The 22,311-nt window shown below is 36.6% G+C and carries 20 protein-coding genes; 14 read left to right on the forward strand and 6 right to left on the reverse strand.

Annotated elements, in window-relative coordinates:
* Positions 1 to 177: 177 nt before the first annotated feature.
* Positions 178 to 957 (reverse strand): hypothetical protein, encoded by a 780-nt coding sequence (locus tag C9E89_RS01025; protein WP_147305705.1) that lies wholly within the window; start codon positions 955 to 957, stop codon positions 178 to 180.
* A 194-nt stretch (positions 958 to 1,151) separates the two neighbouring features.
* On the opposite strand from C9E89_RS01025, the gene gap reads away from it, so the two are divergent.
* Complete coding sequence (gap, locus tag C9E89_RS01030) at positions 1,152 to 2,177, forward strand: type I glyceraldehyde-3-phosphate dehydrogenase (RefSeq protein ID WP_107006578.1); 1,026 nt, start codon at positions 1,152 to 1,154, stop codon at positions 2,175 to 2,177.
* A gap of 172 nt (positions 2,178 to 2,349) precedes the next feature.
* Positions 2,350 to 2,580 (forward strand): hypothetical protein, encoded by a 231-nt coding sequence (locus C9E89_RS01035; RefSeq protein ID WP_322887897.1) that lies wholly within the window; start codon positions 2,350 to 2,352, stop codon positions 2,578 to 2,580.
* A 36-nt stretch (positions 2,581 to 2,616) separates the two neighbouring features.
* Here the strand turns inward: C9E89_RS01035 and C9E89_RS01040 are convergent, their stop codons facing one another.
* Both C9E89_RS01040 and C9E89_RS01045 read right to left on the reverse strand, forming a co-directional pair.
* Positions 2,617 to 2,916, reverse strand: a complete 300-nt coding sequence (locus tag C9E89_RS01040; RefSeq protein ID WP_107006580.1) for an AzlD family protein — start codon at positions 2,914 to 2,916, stop codon at positions 2,617 to 2,619.
* Positions 2,913 to 3,656 carry an AzlC family ABC transporter permease gene (locus C9E89_RS01045; RefSeq protein ID WP_107006581.1) on the reverse strand — a complete coding sequence of 248 codons (744 nt, stop codon included), beginning with the start codon at positions 3,654 to 3,656 and terminating at the stop codon, positions 2,913 to 2,915. Before C9E89_RS01045 ends, C9E89_RS01040 begins: the two co-directional genes overlap by 4 nt.
* A gap of 150 nt (positions 3,657 to 3,806) precedes the next feature.
* Between C9E89_RS01045 and C9E89_RS01050 the strand changes: the two genes are divergently transcribed.
* Positions 3,807 to 4,268 (forward strand): Lrp/AsnC family transcriptional regulator, encoded by a 462-nt coding sequence (locus C9E89_RS01050; RefSeq protein ID WP_107006659.1) that lies wholly within the window; start codon positions 3,807 to 3,809, stop codon positions 4,266 to 4,268.
* A 67-nt stretch (positions 4,269 to 4,335) separates the two neighbouring features.
* Here C9E89_RS01050 and C9E89_RS01055 read toward each other — a convergent pair whose 3' ends face one another.
* Together C9E89_RS01055 and C9E89_RS01060 are read right to left on the reverse strand one after the other, a co-directional pair.
* A complete protein-coding gene (locus tag C9E89_RS01055; protein WP_107006582.1) occupies positions 4,336 to 5,067 on the reverse strand; it encodes a hypothetical protein in 732 nt (243 codons plus the stop codon).
* Between the two features lie 66 nt (positions 5,068 to 5,133).
* A complete protein-coding gene (locus C9E89_RS01060) occupies positions 5,134 to 5,688 on the reverse strand; it encodes an RNA 2'-phosphotransferase (protein WP_107006583.1) in 555 nt (184 codons plus the stop codon).
* Positions 5,689 to 5,885: 197 nt separating this feature from the next.
* Between C9E89_RS01060 and C9E89_RS01065 the strand changes: the two genes are divergently transcribed.
* The 10 genes from C9E89_RS01065 (at position 5,886) to pstB (ending at position 17,075) form a co-directional block, all read left to right on the forward strand.
* Complete coding sequence (locus C9E89_RS01065; protein ID WP_107006584.1) at positions 5,886 to 6,659, forward strand: YidX family protein; 774 nt, start codon at positions 5,886 to 5,888, stop codon at positions 6,657 to 6,659.
* Between the two features lie 238 nt (positions 6,660 to 6,897).
* Positions 6,898 to 8,064 carry an ATP phosphoribosyltransferase regulatory subunit gene (locus C9E89_RS01070; RefSeq protein ID WP_107006585.1) on the forward strand — a complete coding sequence of 389 codons (1,167 nt, stop codon included), beginning with the start codon at positions 6,898 to 6,900 and terminating at the stop codon, positions 8,062 to 8,064.
* Between the two features lie 72 nt (positions 8,065 to 8,136).
* The gene (locus C9E89_RS01075) at positions 8,137 to 9,456 is read left to right on the forward strand and encodes an adenylosuccinate synthase (protein WP_107006586.1); all 1,320 of its coding nucleotides are present in this window, start codon (positions 8,137 to 8,139) and stop codon (positions 9,454 to 9,456) included.
* Between the two features lie 179 nt (positions 9,457 to 9,635).
* Positions 9,636 to 10,427 carry a M48 family metallopeptidase gene (locus tag C9E89_RS01080; RefSeq protein ID WP_107006587.1) on the forward strand — a complete coding sequence of 264 codons (792 nt, stop codon included), beginning with the start codon at positions 9,636 to 9,638 and terminating at the stop codon, positions 10,425 to 10,427.
* 149 nt (positions 10,428 to 10,576) lie between these two features.
* The gene (locus C9E89_RS01085; RefSeq protein WP_107006588.1) at positions 10,577 to 10,882 is read left to right on the forward strand and encodes a phosphoethanolamine transferase domain-containing protein; all 306 of its coding nucleotides are present in this window, start codon (positions 10,577 to 10,579) and stop codon (positions 10,880 to 10,882) included.
* A gap of 110 nt (positions 10,883 to 10,992) precedes the next feature.
* Positions 10,993 to 11,769 (forward strand): M48 family metallopeptidase, encoded by a 777-nt coding sequence (locus tag C9E89_RS01090; protein ID WP_107006589.1) that lies wholly within the window; start codon positions 10,993 to 10,995, stop codon positions 11,767 to 11,769.
* Positions 11,770 to 12,248: 479 nt separating this feature from the next.
* Positions 12,249 to 13,274, forward strand: a complete 1,026-nt coding sequence (locus tag C9E89_RS01095) for a PstS family phosphate ABC transporter substrate-binding protein (RefSeq protein WP_107006590.1) — start codon at positions 12,249 to 12,251, stop codon at positions 13,272 to 13,274.
* A 102-nt stretch (positions 13,275 to 13,376) separates the two neighbouring features.
* A complete protein-coding gene (gene pstC, locus C9E89_RS01100) occupies positions 13,377 to 14,756 on the forward strand; it encodes a phosphate ABC transporter permease subunit PstC (protein WP_107006591.1) in 1,380 nt (459 codons plus the stop codon).
* Positions 14,753 to 16,147 carry a phosphate ABC transporter permease PstA gene (pstA, locus tag C9E89_RS01105; protein ID WP_107006592.1) on the forward strand — a complete coding sequence of 465 codons (1,395 nt, stop codon included), beginning with the start codon at positions 14,753 to 14,755 and terminating at the stop codon, positions 16,145 to 16,147. The genes pstC and pstA overlap by 4 nt, the downstream gene beginning before the upstream one ends.
* 13 nt (positions 16,148 to 16,160) lie before the next feature.
* Positions 16,161 to 17,075, forward strand: a complete 915-nt coding sequence (gene pstB, locus C9E89_RS01110) for a phosphate ABC transporter ATP-binding protein PstB (RefSeq protein WP_107006593.1) — start codon at positions 16,161 to 16,163, stop codon at positions 17,073 to 17,075.
* A gap of 90 nt (positions 17,076 to 17,165) precedes the next feature.
* On the opposite strand, the gene C9E89_RS01115 is transcribed toward pstB, so the two are convergent.
* Positions 17,166 to 19,790 (reverse strand): Lon protease family protein, encoded by a 2,625-nt coding sequence (locus C9E89_RS01115; protein ID WP_107006594.1) that lies wholly within the window; start codon positions 19,788 to 19,790, stop codon positions 17,166 to 17,168.
* Between the two features lie 183 nt (positions 19,791 to 19,973).
* On the opposite strand from C9E89_RS01115, the gene C9E89_RS01120 reads away from it, so the two are divergent.
* Positions 19,974 to 22,142: an AmpG family muropeptide MFS transporter gene (locus C9E89_RS01120; protein ID WP_107006595.1), complete on the forward strand. Its 2,169-nt coding sequence runs from the start codon at positions 19,974 to 19,976 to the stop codon at positions 22,140 to 22,142.
* Positions 22,143 to 22,311 lie beyond the last annotated feature (169 nt).

A 22,311-nucleotide genomic window follows, 5' to 3' on the forward strand; every position in this document is an offset into this window, starting at 1 on the left:
CGCTTAACTGACACACGGGCTTAATTTTTTAGAACGCCAAAGTATAACGGAAAATGCCGTATGCACCAATGATTTTCAGGGGAATAAGTGCGATTTATATTGAAAATCAAGTATAGAGCGAAATTTAGTGAATAACATGGCAATGTACTGAATATTTGTTAAACGATCAGTCAATCGTTAAATGTCGATTTGCAACAGATTTTTAGCTTTGAAATAATACTTTTTGCCATCGAATTTTAAAATTTGTGATTGTTTTTGTTTGATGATTTTAACATGACAGTTTTGTATATCCACATGAATATTTTCTATATTTTCATTGAGTCGAATATCTGGTAAACCCTGTGTTTTAGAGCTGAGCAAAATGAGCTTTCTGTTTAGTTCGGAGCTTTGGGCATCCTCGCATTGATAAGGAGTTGAATTTGCTACCTGATCAGTAATAAGGTCTTGTAAAACCCACTTTATGGCTTGTTTTGCTTGAATGTGAAACAGTTGTAATATTCGTGTCGAGCTACTTACACCACCAATATGAACTTGATGTAATCCTAATCCGATAATGTGCTGATTTGGAATATTGGAATAAGCATTTATATCAAATTTGATATTTTCTAAGCGTGTTTGCGGAATGATTGGGGTCGGGTGGTGGTAGTGTTGAATAATACTTTGCTTGTGTCGATTGATTAAAAATAAATCGAGTTGATAATTGCCTGCATTGTTTGAAAATTGTTGGATTTCCTGACTTGTTGCAATGAGTACTTGTTCTTGGTGAATGATCAGACAATCGTAAAACGTGGGATTTAGATTGCTTTGTGGCTTTTTAAAGAGATTTGACTTTTGAGTTAAAGCTTTAAGTAAATGATCTGTTTCTAAATCACTGCATCTTTGATAGTTTTCTTGGGCGTAAATTGTTGAGGATAAAGTAAATATCATGAAAATAAAAAACAACATGGTTATTTTCATTTTGGCATATCCTTATTTTTAAAATGATTTATAAAAATTAACTCCATTAAAGTTATTTTAGTGCTGATTTAAAATATGTTTGTGAGATTTAAGTTGATTTTAAATGAGATTGTTTGTATTTGACTATATCTAAGCATGCGTTAAATCCATTAACATAGGAAAGTACAAAAAGCTTTCAATCCGAAGGAAAAATGATGCAACGTGTGGCAATTAACGGATTTGGTCGAATCGGGCGAAATGTATTGCGAGCTTGGTTTGAAAATCCAAAACCTTTTCATTTTGAAATCGTTGCAATCAATGATGTTGCTGATGTTGAAACGATGGTTCATTTGTTTAGGTACGATACAACGCACGGGCGTTTTGATGGTGCTGTAACAATTCAAGAAGAAAATGATAAAATTTATTTATGTATTGATGCGCGTCAAACTAAATTACGTGTGCAAATTCTTCGTCAAGCAGAGCCAAGCCAATTACCTTGGCAGAATTTAAACGTTGATGTTGTTTTAGAATGCACAGGACTGTTTCGCTCACGCCAAGCCGCAACTCAGCATATTTGTGCAGGAGCAAAACGTGTCATCATCGGGGCTGCACCTTTTGATACTGTCGATGCCGCAATTGTTTATGGTGTAAATCATCAAGAAGTAAAAGCGACGGATCAAATCATTTCCAGTGTTTCATGTACCACTCAAGCACTCGTTCCTTTGGTCAAAATTATTGACGATGCTTTTGGTATTGATACAGCTTTAATGACTGAAATTCATGCAGTCACAGCCGACCAGTCTGTATTGGATCATGCGCATCGTGATTTACGTCGTGCACGAGCATCTGGGCAAAATATCATTCCAACCACTTCATCTGCTTTGGGTGCTTTAAAACAAGTGATGCCAAAAATGGAAAATCGCATTGATGGCTATTCGATTCGAGTACCAACAATTAATGTTGCTGCGATTGATCTGACTTTTATTGCTAAATCACCTATTACAAATCACTTGATTAATCAAACTTTAAAGCAAGCAGCTAAATATGATTATGCTGAGATTATGTCTGTGACAGATGAAGATTTAGTATCGAGTGATTTTAACCATTCGCCATATTCTTTAATTGTCGATTTAACTCAAACCATGGTGGTTGGTCATCAAGCGAAGGTATTTGCTTGGTATGACAATGAATGGGGCTATGCAAATCGTTTACTTGATTTGTGCGAGTCATTTACCGCATAAAGTTAATTTATAATGCATTGAATATTTTATATCTTTTGATGGATGCGGATAGTCATTCATCAAAACTTTAACCAATAAAAATGAACTATAAAGGAGAAAGATCTTGATTTACATACTCATCGCAATTGTTGTTTTGTATGTGGCTATATTATTTTTGGTTTGGAAAATAAATGTGCTAAATCAACAGAATCATGATGCAATGCAGGTCTTACAAGCGCAAGAACAGCAGACACATTTACAAGAAGAACATTTAAAACAAACGTTACAATTGATGCAAGATCTAGCGAAAAAGATGCATATCCAGCAAGAAGTTTTAGATAAAACAACACAACGTATGACACAAGTTGAAGTGCAAAAAGCGGAGCTAATTCGCTTATTACAGCAAAATTTTTCAGATCGATAATACAAAAATAGATGGACAACGAGATACTTGATTCGGTTAATGAATCAAGTATCGCAAAATACCTGTTGCAACGATACTAATCAACACCGTAGGCAATAACGATAAATAACATGCGGCAAGAAAAGTAATGGCAATCGCGATCAGATTTGCAGGGTTGTCTGAGACAAAATAAGGCGCAATCACTGAAATCAGTACACAACCTGGAATAACTTGAAGAATGCGTGTTGTACGTTTACTTAAGGTTTTATTCTTAAGCAATAAATAACCCAAAATCCGTGTGGAATAAGTGGTCAATGCAACACAGATAATCGCAATAAGTGTTGTACTGTGAATCATTCTTCATCTCCTACTAAAAATAATGCAGCAATCACACCTGAAATAGAGCCAACCAGTACATACCAACCATTAGGCAAATATAAATAAGCCAATGCAGCCGCAATTAAACTCACGAGCCACGGTAATGCAGGTTTAAAACCTTTCCACATGCCGCGTAATAGAACTAAGAAAACGGCTGGAAATGCCATATCAAAGCCAAATTTAGTCACATCACCTAGAAATGCACCAATACCAACGCCCATCGTAGTGAAAACGACCCACATCACATAAAGTGCAAAACATAATCCGATATAAAAAAATACACTAAAGCCCAGATAAGGATTGCGTGGATTATTTTTATGCGCATCGGTAATACTTAAAGCCCAACTTTCATCACACATAAAAAAGAGTAAAGGTAATGCTTTTCGATTGGGTAAATGGCGAATATAAGGCGCTAAACTAGCACCCATTAAAATATGGCGACTATTGACTAAAAAGGTAATTAAAATTAGAAATAAAAGTTGAGGCGGTTGCGTCCATACTTCAATAATCGCAAACTCTGAACCACCTGCAAAGTTTAAACCTGTTAATAATGGCACTTCTAAAGCAGAAAAGCCTTTTTGTGCAGCTTGTGTACCGAGTACCAATGCAAATGGAATAATTCCGAGTAGCATTGGAATAGAAATTTTGATTCCTCTAAGAAATTCTTTAAATTCTGAAGAATAGGAAAGTTCTGTCGCAGTATTTTTAAAGCTGAACATGGGAGGCTCTGAAAGATTATGAATTTTTCAATATTCATTTTATGCTAAAGAGAGGGCTATATTTCACTAAAAATGATGCTTGAATATTTTATTTTGAAATAATATTGCTCAAATATGCTATTTTTAGACTTTAAATATCAAAAAAATCTTATGAAACTTGATGCGATTGACCGACGTATTTTGCAAGCGTTACAACAGAATGGAAAATTACAAAACAATGATTTGGCTGAGCGAGTTGGCTTATCTCCATCGCCGTGTTTACGTCGTGTAAAACATTTAGAAGATGTTGGCGTCATTGATCAATATGTGGCATTGGTAAATCCGCATAAAGTGAATTTAAGTCTAACGGTTTTTGCCCGAATCTGGCTGAAAAGTCAGGATGAACGTACAGTAAATCAATTTATTGATGCCATTATGAATATTCCTGAAATTGTTGAGTGTCAACTTATGGCAGGGGATTGTGATTTTTTCTTACGCATTGTGGTGTCGGATCTTGAGGCTTATCGTAAATTTCAAATTAATCATTTAAATAAAATCTCAGGGATTCAAAATGTAAAAACTGAGATTCCTTTACAAAGAATTAAACAAACAACTGAATTGCCACTACACTAAAAATAGCCTGAATATTTGCATTTGATGTTTTTTAAATCTTTTAAAATCATATTTTAAAACGAAATAGTTAACCCTTAACTTGATTAAAGTAATGTTGTAGTAAAGTTTCACGAAGTCGGAAAAAGAGAATTAAAGTTGGGAAAAAGATAAAGAGAAAATAGCAATAAACAGACCTTTGTTGCTTTTTATAAAAGGTGATGTGTTGCTGTTTGGTGTAGTGGAAATTTTCAGTTTTTAATTCAAAAATAATCGGTTGAAATTGATAAGGTGAGAGTTTCCTTGTACTTAAACTGACTTCAGCCATTTGATCAAAATGCTCTGTGTAAGCGCATTGTTTACGTTGAATCAGGTCACAAATGACGGGTTTTGAGTCTTGCTCTGAAAAAACTACACTTTCGACTTTCTGTTTATGATCGGGTAAGCGTACTTCTTCTAAACTTAGAAACCCTTTGCGAAGCGGTTGAGCCTCATATGCTTGCTTTTCAACATTATACCAAATAGCTTCAACTTTTTTATTGATGAATAAAGGTGTCGCGACTAAAAAAATTACAGCAAGCCAAAAATGAAGCTTTAAACTTTGAAAACGAATATCTTGTTCGCTATTGTTCACATGTTGATAATCAAAATAATGAATTAAACTCGTCCCTAAACAGCAAATGACGAGTGCTAAAATCGTTTCTATTTGAAAGCTTTGGAAAAAATCAACGCTACAAACGACAATGATCCAAAAAGCACTATAGGCATAAGTAAAACGAACAAGAGGGAGTTTTAGGAAACTATTTTTCTGAATGTTTTTCATTAATTTTTAAATATTGGCAATGCTAAAAGTATAAGTTTGTTTATTCGTGATGTCGAGTAAAGCAGTCTATTTACTCATCAGGCTCAGATAATGACTTGGTACTTTTTCAGTTAACCAAACGCCATTTTCAGCTTGATAAAATTTAAAACCATCTTGCTGCATTTGTTGCGTATTTATTCTAAAAATCACCACTTTGCCGTGCCGTTGCCCGACTTTTGTGGCTGTGATTAAATCGGCAGAAAGATGCACATGGTGACGTTGACCCGAAATTAAGCCTTGCTCAAGAATATCATCAACAAAACGTGTTGCAGTGCCATGATAAAGCATGTCAGGTGGTGTAATAGCTGAGTATTCACGTTGAACATGATGTGTAGAATGACCTTGAACTGCGCGAATTTTGCTATGATCCTCTGAAAGTTGAAAACGCTTTTTATCGTTGTTTTCAACGACCTCGATTAATTCTTGTAGCTTGAGTGGATTTCGATGTTTGATCATCTGTTGTAAAAGGGTTTGTACATCTGTCCAACCTTCAGTATCTAGGTGAATACCAATCGTTTCAGGTTGGTGGCGTAGGACTAAACTTAAAAATTTACTACGTTGTCGTAATATTTTTTCATTCATTTTTTGTTTTTCGTAGAAATTATATAAAGTGTTATTGTGACACTTTATTTTTTAAAAGTAAATGAGTCTCATGCTTTCTCTTGGAAAATGATTTATTTTGTATGGATGGAAATAGAATTTTTATAGAAAATTGAAAAATACAAAGGTGACTGATTTAATAAAGTGAATTTATTTTAAGTAGAAGGGTAATAAAAATAATGAAAAATAAAAAAAGGCTAGGTTTGCTAATGGGTTACATTTGGATGGCTATGAGTTTGTCTGGATGCGCGACAGCGATATTAAATGCTTATGTAGGTGAACAAGATCACTATCGAACAACACAAGAATTTGTTTTTCAGGATCAATTAATTGCTATAGGACATGCGAGCCAAACGGTTGCCGAATATCAAGATGCACTGGTTTTAGCTGGTGAGAAATATAGTTATTTTATAACACCTGCTAAAGATAAAGATACAACAATGACAACAGAAATGCTGAATACTATTTTGCAGAATATAGACTTGAAGTATTTACAAATACATCAGCCAGGATACATACAGCAGTCAATGAGAGCTGTGATTAGTCGCCAACAATTTGAAAATCCAATCGTTTTTGAAATGAAAAAAGATGGGAAAAGTATGAATACGGAAATTTATCTAGTTTACCGTAAGTCTTTAGCTCAAATAGAAAAGAATGAGCAAAATGAACTAGAAAAATTAAAATTCGAATGTTTACATAGCCAAAAAGAATTGCAGTGTGTACAAAAAATTTCAATTGATTTACGGTTGGCTCAACATGTGAATAATAAACAACAACTTCAACATCGGTTTAAACAGCCACTTGAGTTAATTGTATTTCAAACCAAACAAAAGTCTCAATTTTTGCAGACAGCAAAGAATGTTGCTTTATACCCCTTAGCAATTACCTTTGATTTGGTAACGAGTCCTATTCAGGTGGTTGGTTTTTTAAGTCATAAAACACCTAAAATATAGATTATTTTTTTAGAGATTAGCTCAAGTTGTAATGATCTGCGTATAAGTTTTCTAGCGTTTATAATTAAACATAATTCAGTATAAAGTCTAAAAAGCATGAGATTGAAAATGAAATGCATCTTTTCTGCAAAAGTCTAATGCACAGTGTTAAGGATCGTGCTAAAATAAGAGAAATCGGGTGTGTTCCCGATTTTTTTATGCGGATTACTTCCGCGCTGACAGGATTTAGGTTTACAACATGCCCATTTCAGAGACATGGTTATTACCTGATGGTGTAGCTGATGTATTACCAGAGCAAGCGCAAGTAATTGAAACTTTGCGCCGTAACGCTTTAGATTTCCTCGCTTCTCGAGGTTATCAGTTGGTGTACACGCCGTTTATCGAATACATCGAATCTCTTTCTTCTCTTTCAGAATCGAATCAAGATTTAGACTTAGCCACTTTCAAAGTAATTGATCAGTTAACAGGTCGTTTACTAGGTGTGCGTGCCGATATGACACCACAAGTGGCTCGTATTGATGCGCATGTACATCCAGTTGAAGGCGTTGCTCGTTACTGCTATGCAGGAACAGTACTTCACACTAAACCACGTGGGTTTAATACCACTCGCGCACCTTTACAGTTAGGTGCAGAATTATTTGGTTCAGACAGTATAGATGCAGATGTTGAAATGATCGACGTCATGCTCAGTTTGATTGAAAATGCTGGTTTGGTTGAAGGTGTCCATCTCGATTTAGGGCATGTCGGTTTATTTAGAAGTTTAGTCAAACACGCTGGATTAACCAAAGATATTGAACGTCATCTTTCAGATTTATATCAACGTAAAGCTTTGCCAGAGCTTGCTGAATTTACGCAAAATTTAAAATTCGGTGCAGATTTTTATGCATTAGGTCGTTATGCAAGTGATATTCAAGCACTAAAAACGAATTTAAGTGCTGAAATCTTAGCTGATGAAGCATTTAAACAAGCATTTGATGTCTTAACGACAACTCAAGCTGAGATTCAAGCGCGTTGGTCAAATTTACATATTGGTATCGATGTCGTTGAATTACGTTCATACCATTATCATACAGGTTTGATGTATGCAGTTTATGCACCAAATCGTGCAGCACCACTGGCTCAAGGTGGTCGCTATGATGGTATTGGTGAGCATTTTGGTCGTGCACGTCCAGCAACAGGTTTCTCTTGTGACCTTTATGCACTCAGTGCAGGTCAATTTAAACAAATAGAAAAAGTTGTAGCACCAAAAGGTACAAATCAAACGTTATTGGCGGCAATTACGACAGCACGCCAACAAGGTTTAAGTGTAATACAGTTATTGGGTAATGATGATTTAAGCTCAGTTCCAAATGCAACGCATCAAATGATTGAAGTTGCAGGTGAGTGGAAAATCGAAAAAATTTAATGACTAGACACCAGTGTTCATGTCGTTGGTGTGTGGTTTTCAATTTTAACAGCATGATGTAATGAGGCTATTATGGGCAAGAATGTTGTGGTACTTGGTACCCAATGGGGCGACGAAGGTAAAGGTAAAATCGTTGACCTGCTCACAGATCAGGCGGCTGCGGTTGTTCGTTATCAAGGTGGACATAACGCAGGTCATACGCTCGTCGTAGGTGGTAAGAAAACAGTTCTTCACCTCATTCCATCTGGTATTTTACGTGAAAACGTACTGTGCTTAATTGGGAATGGTGTTGTACTTTCTCCTGAAGCGTTAATTAAAGAAATGGATATCCTTGAAAAAGAAGGTGTTCCAGTTCGTGAGCGTTTACGTATTTCTCCAAACTGTCCTTTGATTCTTCCGCATCACATTGCGTTAGACCAAGCACGTGAGAAAAAACGTGGTAATGCGAAAATCGGTACGACAGGTCGTGGTATTGGTCCTGCGTATGAAGATAAAGTTGCTCGTCGTGCGATCCGTGTTGCGGATTTAGTACGTGGTGGTGAACATCTTAAAGCACAACTTGAAGAATTACTTGAGTACCATAACTTCCAGTTAACTCAATTCTTTGGTGTTGAAGCGGTTAAAGTTGAAGACGTACTTGCACTTTGTGACCAATGGCGTGAAGTTGTTGCTCCGCTCGTGATTGATGTAACGACTGAATTACATAACTACCGTAAAAATGGTCAAAACGTGATGTTTGAAGGCGCACAAGGCTCACTTCTTGACGTTGACCATGGTACATATCCGTATGTTACTTCATCAAATACAACTGCGGGTGGCGTAAGCTCTGGTTCTGGTTTAGGTCCTTTGCACCTTGACTATGTTTTAGGGATTACTAAAGCATATACAACACGTGTAGGCGCAGGTCCTTTCCCAACAGAATTGGTGTATGACGCTGCCAATGATGTGGGTGATGCGATTGGTAAACACCTTGGTACAATCGGTGCTGAATTTGGTGCTTCTACAGGTCGTCAACGCCGTTGTGGTTGGTTTGATGCTGAAATCTTACGTCGTTCAGTTGATGTAAACTCACTTTCAGGTATTTGCTTAACTAAACTTGATGTTTTAGATGGTTTAGAAGAAGTTAAAATCTGTGTAGGTTATGAAGCTGCTGATTCTGGCTGTGTAGGTTCTTCTGATGCTTTAGCATTTGAAGCTTTAAAACCGATCTATGAAACGATGCCAGGTTGGACTGAGTCTACATTTGGTGCTAAATCTTTAGATCAATTGCCACAAGCTGCGATTAACTATATCAAACGTATTGAGCAACTGATTGAATGCCCAATTGATATCGTTTCGACTGGTCCAGATCGTGATGAAACAATTGTATTACGTCATCCATTTGATGCTTAAGCGATTGTAAATAAAAAAGCTCCTTCGGGAGCTTTTTTTAGCACTTTAAATAATTAATCAAAATAAATTGTTCTTTTTTTTGATTTTTTATTATATTTATAAGATAATCTACATTCATAAATTAACCAATGTTTATATTGGTTTAAAAATCAATAATGATTTAAGATGTGGAAAATATAATGACTAATAAAAAATTAATATTGGGTTTGGGTCTTGCAGTGGCATTATCAGGATGCACAACAATTGCAGATTTGACTGGAAATGATTCAGCAACACTGAATTTTAATGCAGCACAAGATTATCAACTTCTGATTGAAGATGCGAAAGCTCAGCGAGCATTAGATACAACGTCTTCAACATATAAACGTATTAATACTATTTTTCTAAAAATGAAACCATTTGCAGATCAAGCCAACAAAACAGGTCAACAATTTGATTGGAAACTAAGTGTATTACATTCTGATGAATTAAATGCTTTTGTTATGCCAGGCGGAAAAGTGGTATTTTTTTCAGGCATTGTCAATACTTTAAAGCTTACAGATGCAGAAATTGCCGCAATTATGGGGCATGAAATGACGCATGCTTTAGAAGAGCACTCTAAGCGATCTGCGGGTGCGACAGCACTTACGGATATGGCTGTTAAAATTGGCAAAGGCTATGCAGAAGAAAAGTTTGGTTCATTGGGTAGTCAAGCGCTTGATATTGGTAGTAAATATGGTGTTGGTTTACCATATTCTCGTAGCTTAGAGTCAGCAGCTGACCGTGGCGGATTAATGTTAATGGCTCAAGCAGGTTATAATCCTGAAGCAGCCGTGACTGTTTGGCAAAAAATGAATAAAATTGACAGCTCTGGAAATAGTGCTGTACAGAAATTTACTTCAACACATCCATCAAATGATGATCGTATTAAAGAGCTAAATAAGAATATGCTTGAAGCAAAACAAGTTTATTTGGCTGCAACTAAAAAATAATTTTAAAGAATTTTAAAATAGCTCGATAATGCGCGTCGTTATCGAGTTTTTTTATTTGTTATTGCAGACTAAAGTCGTGCAAAGTTCTGCTTCTCAATCATTATGTGGTTGTTAGAATGTTGTTAGAAGTTTATTAAACGATTATTGTCATGCAGAAAAATATTTCCAATACTATTTTTTATTCCTCGCTATTTGCAATAGGTGGCGCACCTACATTGGCAATGCTGATTATCCAAGCACAAACCAATAATCCTGAAATTATTCAAAATGCTTTATTGGGCTTAAGTATTTCTTTGGCATGTATTATAATTCCAATTATTTTGATTCAGAACAGTATTATTTTCTTTAATCGTAATAAAGCAGGGCTGAATGAAAAAATAAAGCCAGTGAGCAGTTTTTATTTGATTTTAGATGCATTATGTTTGTTATATTGGTTAGCCATTCAATTTTTATAAAAATGGAAAATTACATAAATACTATGATTATGAAGAAATTTTATATACTCACTCCGTTGTAATTTAAATATAATTGTAGATATAACTTGAGATTATTGGAACATACGATAATGAATAATAAACTTATGATGGGTATTTGTGCAGCAGGCTTAATAACGCTTTCTGGTTGTACAACTATGGCAGATATGGCTGGCGCTGATAGTGCCACGCTTAATGTTGCAGCAACACAAGGTTTTAATAAAACAGTGCAAGAAGCACGTAGTAATAAAACATTAGATACTTCATCTTCAACTTATAGTCGTATTAACTCTGTATTTATACGTTTAAAACCGTATGCAGATCAGATGAACCAAACAGGTCAAAAGTTTGATTGGCAGTTGGCAGTATTAAAATCTGATCAGGTCAATGCTTACGTTGCACCTGGTGGTAAAGTTGTATTTTATACAGGTATTGTCAATAAACTCGGTTTAACTGATGCTGAAATTGCCGCAGTGATGGGGCATGAAATGGTGCATGCTTTAGAAGAACATGCAAAAAATAAAATTGGTGCTCAAGCATTGACAGATTTAGCTTTACAAATCGGTTTAAGTGCCGCAGGTGATCGTGTAGGGCAGCTTGGTACAGCAGCAGCACAATTAGGTTCACAAGTGGGCGTGGGCTTACCTTATTCACGTAGCTTGGAAAGTCGTGCTGACCAAGGCGGTTTAATGCTTATGGCAAAAGCGGGCTATAACCCACAAGCTGCGATTTCTCTTTGGGAGAAAATGAATAAACTTGAAGGTGCTGGTGGTGCATCATTCTTGTCGACTCACCCATCCAATTCACAACGTATTGCTGCAATGCGTGAAAATTTACCTGCCGCACAAGCAATTTATAATAAACGTTAAGTTTGATTATATCTTCTATAAAACCGAGATTTTTAAATCTCGGTTTTTTTATTTATATAGATTTAAATGGGTCATAAATACTTTTATATCTCAGTTAAAAATAATGGTTAAATCATATTTGTTGGTAAATTATTGAGATGAGATTTGATTCAGTTGTTTTAATCTGTGTATTTTTAAATGATAAATTTGGGGTAAATTGTGTTTGTTTATAATAAAAAAATTTACATCAGTATGACAGTCTCATGAATTATTACAATTAATGTAGAGAAAGTTGAAAAAATAAATATTTAGAAAAATGTGATTACATATTGAAAATTAAAGAAATTTAAATAAATCAAAAACAAGTCTTTAATTATCATAAAAGCGTCATAAAGCTGTAACTTATTTGTCATATTTTAAAATCAAAATGCAGGTATCCAAAAAGGTACTCCATGATGGAAGTGAAGTACTCAACTTGCAATTTATAAAGAGAGAAAAGAATGCGCTTAAACCATATCGCAATTGCTTTAGTTGTTTCAGGGGCAACGGTGGCAACAGCAGCTAATGCAGCTCGTGACACAATCCAAATCGCTGGTTCTTCAACTGTACTTCCATATGCGAGTGTTGTTGCTGAAGAATTTGGTAATACATTTCCGCAATTTAAAGCACCTGTTGTTGGTTCTGGTGGTAGCTCAGCGGGCTTAAAACAATTCTGTTCGGGTGTGGGCGATAATACAATTGATATCGCAAATGCTTCACGTAAAATTAAAGATACTGAAATTGCAGCATGTAAAAAAGCAGGCGTAAACCAAATTTTAGAAATAAAAATCGGTTATGATGGCATTGTATTTGCTTCAAACTCAAATAAAGCAGCATATAAATTGCGTCCACAACATGTATTTGCAGCCTTAGCGGCTGAATTACCATCAAATGGTAAAATGGTTCCAAACCCATATACACGTTGGAGTCAAATTGATAAAACACTTCCAGATGAACCGATTACTTTAGTCATTCCAGCATCAAATCACGGTACACGTGAAGTTTTCCAAGAGAAAATGGTCGATGCAGGTTGTGAAACTTATGATGCAATCAAGAAGTTAGACAAAGATGCGATCAAAAAAGTATGTTCTAATTTCCGTAAAGATGGCAAAGTGATTGAAATTTCAGGTGACTACACTGAAACATTGGCACGTTTGAAAACATCTCCAAGTGCAGTAGGTGTATTTGGTTTAGGTTTCTATGATCAAAATCGTGACAAATTACGCGTTGCAACTGTAAATAACGTTGCACCTTCTGAACAAACGATTTTAAATGGTGCTTATCCTGTTTCTCGTCCATTATTCTTTTATGTGAAAGGCGAACATTTGAAATCAATCAAAGGTTTACCACAATTTACTGAGTTCTTCTTAAGTAAAAAAGTATCTGGTAAAGGATCTAAACTTGAACGTGCTGGCTTAATTCCAATGTCTGATACTGAGCGTGCAAAAGTTCTAGCTGCATTTAAAGCAGGTCAAGGCGTTAAATAATTTTCAAAAAATAAGAGGCTAATGGTGGGAGACTGCCATTAGCATTTTTTGCTTAAGCAGTGTTTTTTCAAGCGAAATCATTGGAAAAACTGTGGAGAATGCATGAATCTGCTACTTATTGGTGTGTTATTGGCTCTTGTAGCAATTGCGTATCAAATCGGATTGAGTAAAAGTCGAAATATAGCGGGTAAGGGGAAAAACTCAGCAACCTTACATTCACGCCCAGGCTATTATGGGGCATTGGTTGCCTTGTGGTGTGGTATACCTGCTTTTTTGATTTTGATTGTATGGAATCTGGTTGAACCTAACTTATTAAAACAAATAATTTTAAATCATATACCTGCATCAGTTGTAGCATCTTCAGATCATGCCAGTATTCAAGTTCTTGTTGAGCGTGTGAAAGCCATTGCATCTGGTTTTGGGGTAAGTGATACGCCAGCAGCTTATGAAGTAGCTGCTGCCGCAGAATTAAAGAAAGTACAAACAATTGGTGCCTTCGCCAAATTTGCTGTTGTCATTTGTGTTGCACTCTTGGGATTAGTTTGGGCGAAAAAACGTGTTGAACAACAATATCGAGCACGTAACAAAGTTGAGAAAGCAATTAATGTTAGCTTAGCATTGTGTTCAGGTGTTGCGATCTTAACGACCGTTGGCATCGTGATGTCAATGTTCAGTGAAGCTATGCGCTTTTTCCAGTTTGTAAGTCCTCTTGACTTTTTCTTAGGTACTGAATGGAATCCTGGTTTTAGTACCTCGGGGAGTGCTGAAGGAAGTTATGGTTTATTACCATTACTTTGGGGCACACTGATGGTTAGTATAGTGGCTTTATTGGTTGCTGTACCTGTAGGCTTAATGATTGCAATTTATCTTGCTGAATATGCTTCACCACGTTTGCGTTCATGGGCAAAACCTGCAATTGAGATTTTGGCGGGTATTCCAACAATTGTATATGGCGTATTTGCCTTAATGATCATTGGTCCATTTTTTAAAATGGCAGGTGATGCAATTGGACTTAATATCAATGCAACAAGTGCGTTAACCGCAGGTTTTGTCATGGGTATTATGATTATCCCATTTGTATCATCCCTTTCAGATGACATTATCACTCAAGTACCACGTGCTTTGCGTGATGGTTCTTTAGGTTTAGGCGCAACGAAGTCAGAAACCATTCGTCGTGTAGTGATGCCAGCGGCATTACCAGGGATTATTGGTGCATTTTTACTTGCTGCATCTCGTGCTATTGGTGAAACCATGATCGTGGTTTTAGCGGCAGGAAATAGCCCATTGTTACATGTCAATCCATTAGAAGCAGTGTCTACAGTGACTGTAACTATTGTCAATCAATTAACAGGTGATACAGACTTTGCAAGCCCACAAGCATTGGTTGCATTTGCCTTAGGTCTAACACTGTTTGTCATTACACTGGGTCTAAATATTGTTGCACTTTATATTGTGCGTAAATACCGTGAGCAATACGAATGAGTACATCAAATACATCTCCAGTGGATCAAAATGTATTTGATCCTCGTGCAGCAGCAGAGCTTCGTGAAAAACGTAAAGCAAAAATTGCGAAATCTTTGGCTTCGCGTCATCGTACAGAAAAAGCATTTCGTTTCTTTGGTTTAACCTCAGTCATTATTGGTCTTGCTTTTGTTGCTTTACTTTTTGGCAGTATTTTGGCAAAAGGTTTACCTGCATTTTGGCAAGCGAGTATTAATGTTCCTGTATATTTTGATCCTAAAGTGATTGATGCAGGGCCACAACCTACTCAAGCCGCAAATGAAGCACCTGCTCATTTTCAGGAACGCTATGTTGAATGGCAAACAAAAATGGGTATGGTGGATTGGGATGCATTACTTGTAAATGGTATGATTACAAAAGACCCTAAATTGGCGGAACATCGTGATGATTTAGGGAGTATTTATACTAGCTCTGAAGCATATCGTTTGCGTGATATGGTCTTTAAAGATCCAGCATTGATTGGGCAAAAGCGTGATGTCAAAATTTTAGCTGATGCCAATGTGGATGTATGGCTTGCGGGTAATATCGACCGAAATCTTCCTGATGACCAACAGCAGCTTAGTCCTGAAGTACGTAAGCTAGCAGATTCGATGAGTGCGTCTGGCGTTATTGATCGTACGTTTAATATGCAATTATTTACAAATCCAGACTCGCGTAGTTCTCCTGCAACTGCAGGTCTTGCTGGTGCATTCATGGGTTCATTGTTCATGATGCTGATCGTTATTTTTATCTCGATTCCGATTGGGGTAGCAAGTGCGATTTATTTAGAAGAATTTGCTAAACAAAATTGGCTAACTGACATTATTGAAGTCAATATTAACAACTTAGCAGCCGTACCTTCTATTGTGTTCGGTTTGCTTGGTGCTTCAATTTTTGTTGGTTGGATGCATATGCCAATTTCAGCTCCATTGGTTGGTGGTTTAGTGCTAAGTTTAATGACTTTGCCAACGGTTATTATTACGACACGTGCATCATTGAAAGCTGTGCCACCTTCTATTCGTCAAGCAGCTTTAGGTTTGGGTGCTTCACGTATACAAACCATTTTCCATCATGTCTTACCTTTGGCTTTACCGGGTATTTTAACAGGTGCAATTATTGGTGTTGCACAGGCATTAGGTGAAACTGCACCTTTATTGTTGATTGGTATGAGTGCCTTTGTTGCAAATATTCCGGCAACGCCTTTAGATCAGTCAACAGCTTTACCTGTTCAAGTGTTTTTATGGCAAGGCAATGAATTACGTAACTTCTTTGAAGGACGTACCGCAGCAGCCATTATTGTATTGCTTGGTTTGATGATTTTACTCAATAGCTTCGCAATTTGGTTACGTAAAAAGTTTGAAGTACGTTGGTAATCAAGGACAAAATATGAGTACTCTAGATATTAAAAATTCCTTAAAAAAGGATCAGACAGTGAATCAAGATCACACACAATTTACGACTCAAGATACTGAACATAAACGTCCAGCAACTTCATTTGTTTCTCAATTTGAGTCAAATACTGCACCTAAGAAAGACCAAGCAACAACAGTCAAAATCAGTGCGCAAGATGCACATGTATATTATGGTGACTTTGAAGCGATCAAAGGTATTGATTTGCAGATTTATGAAAATGAAGTCATTGCATTTATTGGTCCGTCAGGTTGTGGTAAATCAACATTTTTACGTACTTTAAATCGTATGAATGACACCATTGATGGCTGTCGTGTGACAGGTAAAGTTACGCTAGATAATCAAGATATTTATGATCCTAATTTAGACGTTGTTTTATTACGCGCTCAAGTGGGTATGGTTTTCCAAAAACCAAATCCATTTCCAAAGTCAATTTTTGATAATGTTGCTTATGGTCCAAAACTACATGGTTTGGCACGTGATAAATATGACATGGAAGAAATTGTAGAAAACAGTTTACGTAAAGCTGGTTTATGGGAAGAGGTGAAGGATCGTCTGAACCAGCCGGGAACAGGTTTATCAGGTGGTCAACAACAACGTTTGTGTATTGCACGTACGATTGCTGTGAGCCCTGAAGTCATTTTGATGGATGAACCATGTTCTGCACTTGACCCAATTGCGACTGCAAAAGTTGAGGAGTTAATTTCTGAACTGTCAGCACAATATACGATCGCCATTGTTACGCACTCAATGCAACAAGCAGCGCGTGTATCTGACCGTACTGCTTATTTCCATTTAGGCGATTTGATTGAAGTAAATTCAACAGAAAAAGTATTTACTCAGCCTGACCATCAGCTTACTGAAGCTTATATTACAGGTCGTTTTGGTTAATTTACTGATTTAAATATTTTGTTAATGATCTAATCAATAAAAAAAGCCTCTGATAAATTCAGAGGCTTTTTTGATGGGGAAATGTTGGGTTTAGGTATTTTTATGCGTTAAAGCAGCATCTGTTTCATTACTGTCAACTTCATCTTTAGCAGCTTTCTTCTTGGCATCTTTAGCTTTTTTCTTCTTTTTTTTCTTTTTCTTTGGTTTTTCCTCGATTTCTATACCATCTTCAAGCGCTTGCCAATATTCAAGTTGTGCCATGACTGCGGCATAAATCGAATTTTTACTGTAACGCCCTTTTTTATCTAAAGTTCCAACAGGGCGCGCCATCAGAATTTCAAGTGCTTGGTCAATGGTATCAATAGCATGAATATGGAACTGACCTGTTTCAACAGATTCAATTACATCTTGGCGTAACATCAAATGTTGCATATTTTGACGAGGAATAATCACACCTTGTTTGCCTGTAAAACCTTGTAATTTACACGCATCAAAGAAGCCTTCAATTTTGGCATTGACACCACCAATGGGTTGAACTTGTCCTAACTGATTCATAGAGCCTGTAATTGCCCATGATTGATCAATAGGAATTTGACTGATCGCTGAGATTAATGCGGAAAGTTCAGCAACAGTGGCACTATCACCATCAACTTGCCCATAACTTTGCTCGAAGGCAAGCGCAGCAGAGAAGTGCAGAATCTGTTCACGTCCAAAGTGAGCTTTTAAGAAGCTCGACATCAGCAAAACGCCTTTAGCATGTAAAGAACCACCGAGTTCGACACTACGTTCAATATCAAGGATATCACCACCACCTTGATAGACGGAAGCAGTCAAGCGAGAAGGTAGACCAAATTCTACATCAGCATATTGAATTACTGAGAGTGCATTAATTTGACCTAAACGATGACCTTTGGTTTCAATCAGTTGTGTGCCACGAGACAAATCTTGCCAGTATAGCTCCCGTAAATAGCCTAAGCGATATTGACGGTGTTTGAGTGCTGTATTGATATGATGTGAGGTGACAAGTTTTTGTTCCATCTGTGCAGCATGATGGTGTGATTCACGAATTAAGTCACCTAAAGTTAAAGCATGTAATGATAATGAACTTTGATCTTCAGCTTGACGACTTGAATCCGTTAATAAAGCAGCAAGAGCAGAGCGGTCAAATGGCAAAAGTTTATCTTGTTGCACATAGTCTGCAATCAACTGCATATAAGCTTGTTCGTTGTCATCATTGCGTTGTAAGGTATCGGTAAAATCAGCACGAATTTTAAAAACACTGCCAAGCTCTGGTTCAAGTTCTAATATTTCATAATAAACTTCAGGCTCAGCCAATAAAACCACTTTAATATCTAGCGGAATTGGCGCAGGCTCAATCGAAATACTGCCTGTTAAAGTCAGCATATGTTCTAAAGATGAGAGCTTGAGTTGCCCAGATTTTAAAGCGCGTTTTAGACCTTGCCACGCATAAGGTTGTTCTAAAAGATGCTCTGCCTCTAAAATTAAAAAACCACCATTGGCTTGATGCAATGCTCCTGGACGAATCAAAGTAAAATCTGTCGTGATGGTGCCATTTTGAGTGAGTTGCTCAACATGTCCTAACAGATTGTAATGCGTTGGAAAATCATCAAAGATCACAGGCGCGCCAGAATTTAACTTATGACTGACAACAACATTGGCTTGATAACGTGAAGGTACATGATTAAATAAAGCAGGTGAAAATTCATCACCTTCTTGATCTAAAATGGTTTCGACATTGTCAATAATATCGGCTGCATAGAGTTTGAGATATTGTTCTAAGCCTTCAATTGCTTCAAATTTATTGCGAATTAATTCTATACGTGGAATGACAACTTGTTTGGCAATATCACGATTAAGTTCAGAAACTTGATCACGCGCATCATCTTCAAGGTCACCCAACTGTAAGCCAAGACGATCGAGTTTTTTATCCATGTAACGGATATTGGCAGAGATTTCTGCACGCTGTTTGCTATCAAGTGCATTTAAATCGTCTTGAGATAACTCTAAAACTTGATTATCTACCACATGAATAGGAACAAAAATATGTTCATCATTATGATTAATCAGTTTTAAGTCGAGTTTTTCACCTTCTTTGGTGAGTTCACCCAAAGCAAGTTGTTGTTCATTACCTGTGATTTGACGAATATTTTCAATGCGATTGTGATAGGTTTCAGCACTAAAACGACGTTCTAATTGTTTTAAAATCGTTTTCCATGTTTGATGCAATAAAGCTTGAAATTTTGCACCTTGACTGGCAGGAAAGCGTAGGGCGATCGGCTGTCGTGCATGTTTGAAGTTGTTGACATACACCCAGTCGTCAGGTGTAGACATGGTTTTAGCATGTTGTTGCAGTAAACGCTTAATCATGGTCTTCTTGCCAAGACCTGCTGTGCCGACTGCAAAAATATTATAGCCTGAATAAGGCAGGGCAATACCTGCTTCAACCGAAGCCTTAGCGCGATCTTGACCCAAAAAGTTATTTAACGGTTTGATTCTTTTGGTTGAGGATGGAATCGTAGCGTAATTTGGAATATGGGTCAGTTGTTCTGGTTTTAGTGCAGTTTGTGTCAAAGTATTCTTGATGTCCGTTTGATCAAAAGCTGAAGGTAATGTGTTTTCGATTTGTTGTAATGTGGTTGGCGTTGCTGGAGTTGAAACAGTCGTTGAGCTTAATTGATCGTGTCTTTGGGTCACAGGTGAAATCCAAAACTAAATGTGAAATTGAAAGTTTAAAGGTATACAGGAATGATACTAAAGATCAAGCGTCAAAAACGGAAATATCTGTAAAAGCTGTGCTCTGTTGCATAAAAATGATTGAAACTCGAAGCATTAAGCGGTTGAATAGCACTATTTCATTTTTCAGAAAATAATAACGCAATGTCATCGTCAAGTTCTGAGCAAACATCGGCACAACATCAAGGATGGATCGCTGCTTTTAAAGCATTTTTAGATCGTCGTGCCCTCATCATGTTATTTTTAGGTTTTTCAGCAGGAATTCCTATTTTATTGATTTTCTCGAGTCTATCTCTATGGTTAGGTGAAGCAGGAATTGATAAAAGTGCAGTCACATTTTTTAGTTGGGCTGCATTAGGTTATTCATTCAAATTTGTTTGGGCACCTTTGATTGATGAAATTCCACTCCCTTTACTGACCAAAAAACTAGGTCGAAGACGTGCTTGGTTGTTGGTTGCACAAGTGCTTATTATCTGTGCAATTTGTATCATGGCAATGACAAATCCTGCCAATGGACAGTTCGCACTTTATCAAATGGCAATTGGTGCTGTGTTACTCGGTTTTTCAGCCGCAACACAAGATATTGTCATAGATGCTTATCGTATTGAACTTGCTGAAACAGAAATGCAGACCATTTTGGCATCCACTTATAATGCAGGTTATCGAATCGGCATGATTATTGCGGGCGCAGGTGCATTATTCTTGGCTGCAAAACTTGGTACAGCCAAAGGTAATTATATTTATGAGGCTTGGAGATATACGTATTTAGCAATGGCAGCAGTCATGTGCGTTGGCGTTATGACAACACTATGTATTCGCGAGCCACAGGTTAACCGTGTAGATAAGCATTATAAAAATACAGATTATTATCGCTTGGTTGCGGTATTTTTCGTTGCTGTGATCACTTTTATTGGTTGCTATTATTTTTCTGATGATTTGGTGCAACATTTACAAACTGAATGGAAAATTAATGATAATTTTCTTAAGTTTTTAATGGAAACATTGCGCTTTTTAGGTTCAGGCGCAGCAGCCATTGGCGTAGCAATTATGCTGATTCGTGCAGGTCTTGTAAATTCGCAGATGGCATATGAAACTTGGGTCAATCCAATCGCAGATTTCTTTAGACGCTATGGGGTGAAACTTGCATTAGTTTTACTATTACTTATTGGTTTTTATCGAATTTCTGACATTATTGCTGGGGTGATTTCTAATGTATACTACCAAGATTTAAACTTTAGCAAAGAACAAATTGCCGAGGCTGTTAAAGTTTATGGTGTTATTTTTAGTTTAGTCGGTGGTTTTTTAGGTGGTTTACTTGCACAACGGATGAATATCATGAAATTGATGTTTGTTGGTGCGGTATTAGCAAGTTCAACAAACTTGATTTTTATTGGTTTAGTCAACTCAGGCAAACCGATGGATCAAGTTATAGTACAGGTTGGGCAGCAACAGTTTACAGCTACACCTGATGAAGTGGGTTATTGGAAAGTTCAAGTTCCTAATCAAGTTTTGGCAAGTAGTCAAAATGTGAGTATTTCAACACAATATCAAGACAAATCTGAACAGAGACAAGTACAACTTCCTTATTTAAAAGATACTGGCACAGCGCAAATTCAACTCTTACCGCTGACCAGTGATAACCAATTATCTACTGCTGAATTAAAGCAAAATATTGTGGTGAAAGGGCAGTTACTTGGGGTGAATACAAGTGATTTAAACGCTGAGCAGCCGATTACGTTAAAGTTGGATACTAAAGAATATCCTGCAAAAATAGATAAAGATGGCTTTTTCACAGGCTCGATTGATGCTCAAGACTTACAAGCTTCTACATCAAAAAATGTCAGTGCAATGGTCAATTTTAATCAAAATCATCAGCATTTAGTTACACAACAAAACTATCAATTGGTGAATAGCACATCGACGTTAGATATTGATATTCAACCTTTAAAACCAATTGTTGTTGGTCATAACGACGCTGTTGAAATTAAAGGTAAAGTGATTGAAAAATATAGTTCAAATTGGCTATATTTCGCCATTATTGTTGATAATTTAGCATCAGGTTTGGCAGGTGCAGCTTTTATTGCATTTTTATCAAGTCTCACCAGTGTTTCATTTACAGCCGTACAGTATGCGATCTTTAGTTCTTTAATGACTTTAACACCAAAAATTTTAGGTGGTTATTCAGGTACAATTGTTACCAATATTGGTTATCCAAAATTTTTCTTAATGACAACTTTAATTGGTATCCCGATTTTGATACTTGTTGTTTGGGTCGGAAAATTGTTAAGAGATCACCAGAAATCACAAGGATAGAAAAAAGTAATTTATGTAATATCATGAATACGTTGTAAGGTTTAAATGCCGATTCGATCTACAAGATTGAGTCGGTTTTTTATTTTTATTGGTTTAGAGCAAAGTAAAATGATACTGAAAATTAAACATTCATCATTATTTTTATATTTCATTTGAAGCAATAAATTGA

The organism is Acinetobacter sichuanensis, from assembly GCF_003024515.2.
Lineage (GTDB): Bacteria > Pseudomonadota > Gammaproteobacteria > Pseudomonadales > Moraxellaceae > Acinetobacter > Acinetobacter sichuanensis.

Bases quoted from the DNA above. Each gene is read 5' to 3' on its own strand.
- C9E89_RS01025 (WP_147305705.1), bottom strand. From the start codon at position 957: ATGAAAATAACCATGTTGTTTTTTATTTTCATGATATTTACTTTATCC.
- gap (WP_107006578.1), top strand. From the start codon at position 1,152: ATGCAACGTGTGGCAATTAACGGATTTGGTCGAATCGGGCGAAATGTA.
- C9E89_RS01040 (WP_107006580.1), bottom strand. From the start codon at position 2,916: ATGATTCACAGTACAACACTTATTGCGATTATCTGTGTTGCATTGACC.
- C9E89_RS01045 (WP_107006581.1), bottom strand. From the start codon at position 3,656: ATGTTCAGCTTTAAAAATACTGCGACAGAACTTTCCTATTCTTCAGAA.
- C9E89_RS01050 (WP_107006659.1), top strand. From the start codon at position 3,807: ATGAAACTTGATGCGATTGACCGACGTATTTTGCAAGCGTTACAACAG.
- C9E89_RS01055 (WP_107006582.1), bottom strand. From the start codon at position 5,067: ATGAAAAACATTCAGAAAAATAGTTTCCTAAAACTCCCTCTTGTTCGT.
- C9E89_RS01060 (WP_107006583.1), bottom strand. From the start codon at position 5,688: ATGAATGAAAAAATATTACGACAACGTAGTAAATTTTTAAGTTTAGTC.
- C9E89_RS01065 (WP_107006584.1), top strand. From the start codon at position 5,886: ATGAAAAATAAAAAAAGGCTAGGTTTGCTAATGGGTTACATTTGGATG.
- C9E89_RS01070 (WP_107006585.1), top strand. From the start codon at position 6,898: ATGCCCATTTCAGAGACATGGTTATTACCTGATGGTGTAGCTGATGTA.
- C9E89_RS01075 (WP_107006586.1), top strand. From the start codon at position 8,137: ATGGGCAAGAATGTTGTGGTACTTGGTACCCAATGGGGCGACGAAGGT.
- C9E89_RS01080 (WP_107006587.1), top strand. From the start codon at position 9,636: ATGACTAATAAAAAATTAATATTGGGTTTGGGTCTTGCAGTGGCATTA.
- C9E89_RS01085 (WP_107006588.1), top strand. From the start codon at position 10,577: ATGCAGAAAAATATTTCCAATACTATTTTTTATTCCTCGCTATTTGCA.
- C9E89_RS01090 (WP_107006589.1), top strand. From the start codon at position 10,993: ATGAATAATAAACTTATGATGGGTATTTGTGCAGCAGGCTTAATAACG.
- C9E89_RS01095 (WP_107006590.1), top strand. From the start codon at position 12,249: ATGCGCTTAAACCATATCGCAATTGCTTTAGTTGTTTCAGGGGCAACG.
- pstC (WP_107006591.1), top strand. From the start codon at position 13,377: ATGAATCTGCTACTTATTGGTGTGTTATTGGCTCTTGTAGCAATTGCG.
- pstA (WP_107006592.1), top strand. From the start codon at position 14,753: ATGAGTACATCAAATACATCTCCAGTGGATCAAAATGTATTTGATCCT.
- pstB (WP_107006593.1), top strand. From the start codon at position 16,161: ATGAGTACTCTAGATATTAAAAATTCCTTAAAAAAGGATCAGACAGTG.
- C9E89_RS01120 (WP_107006595.1), top strand. From the start codon at position 19,974: ATGTCATCGTCAAGTTCTGAGCAAACATCGGCACAACATCAAGGATGG.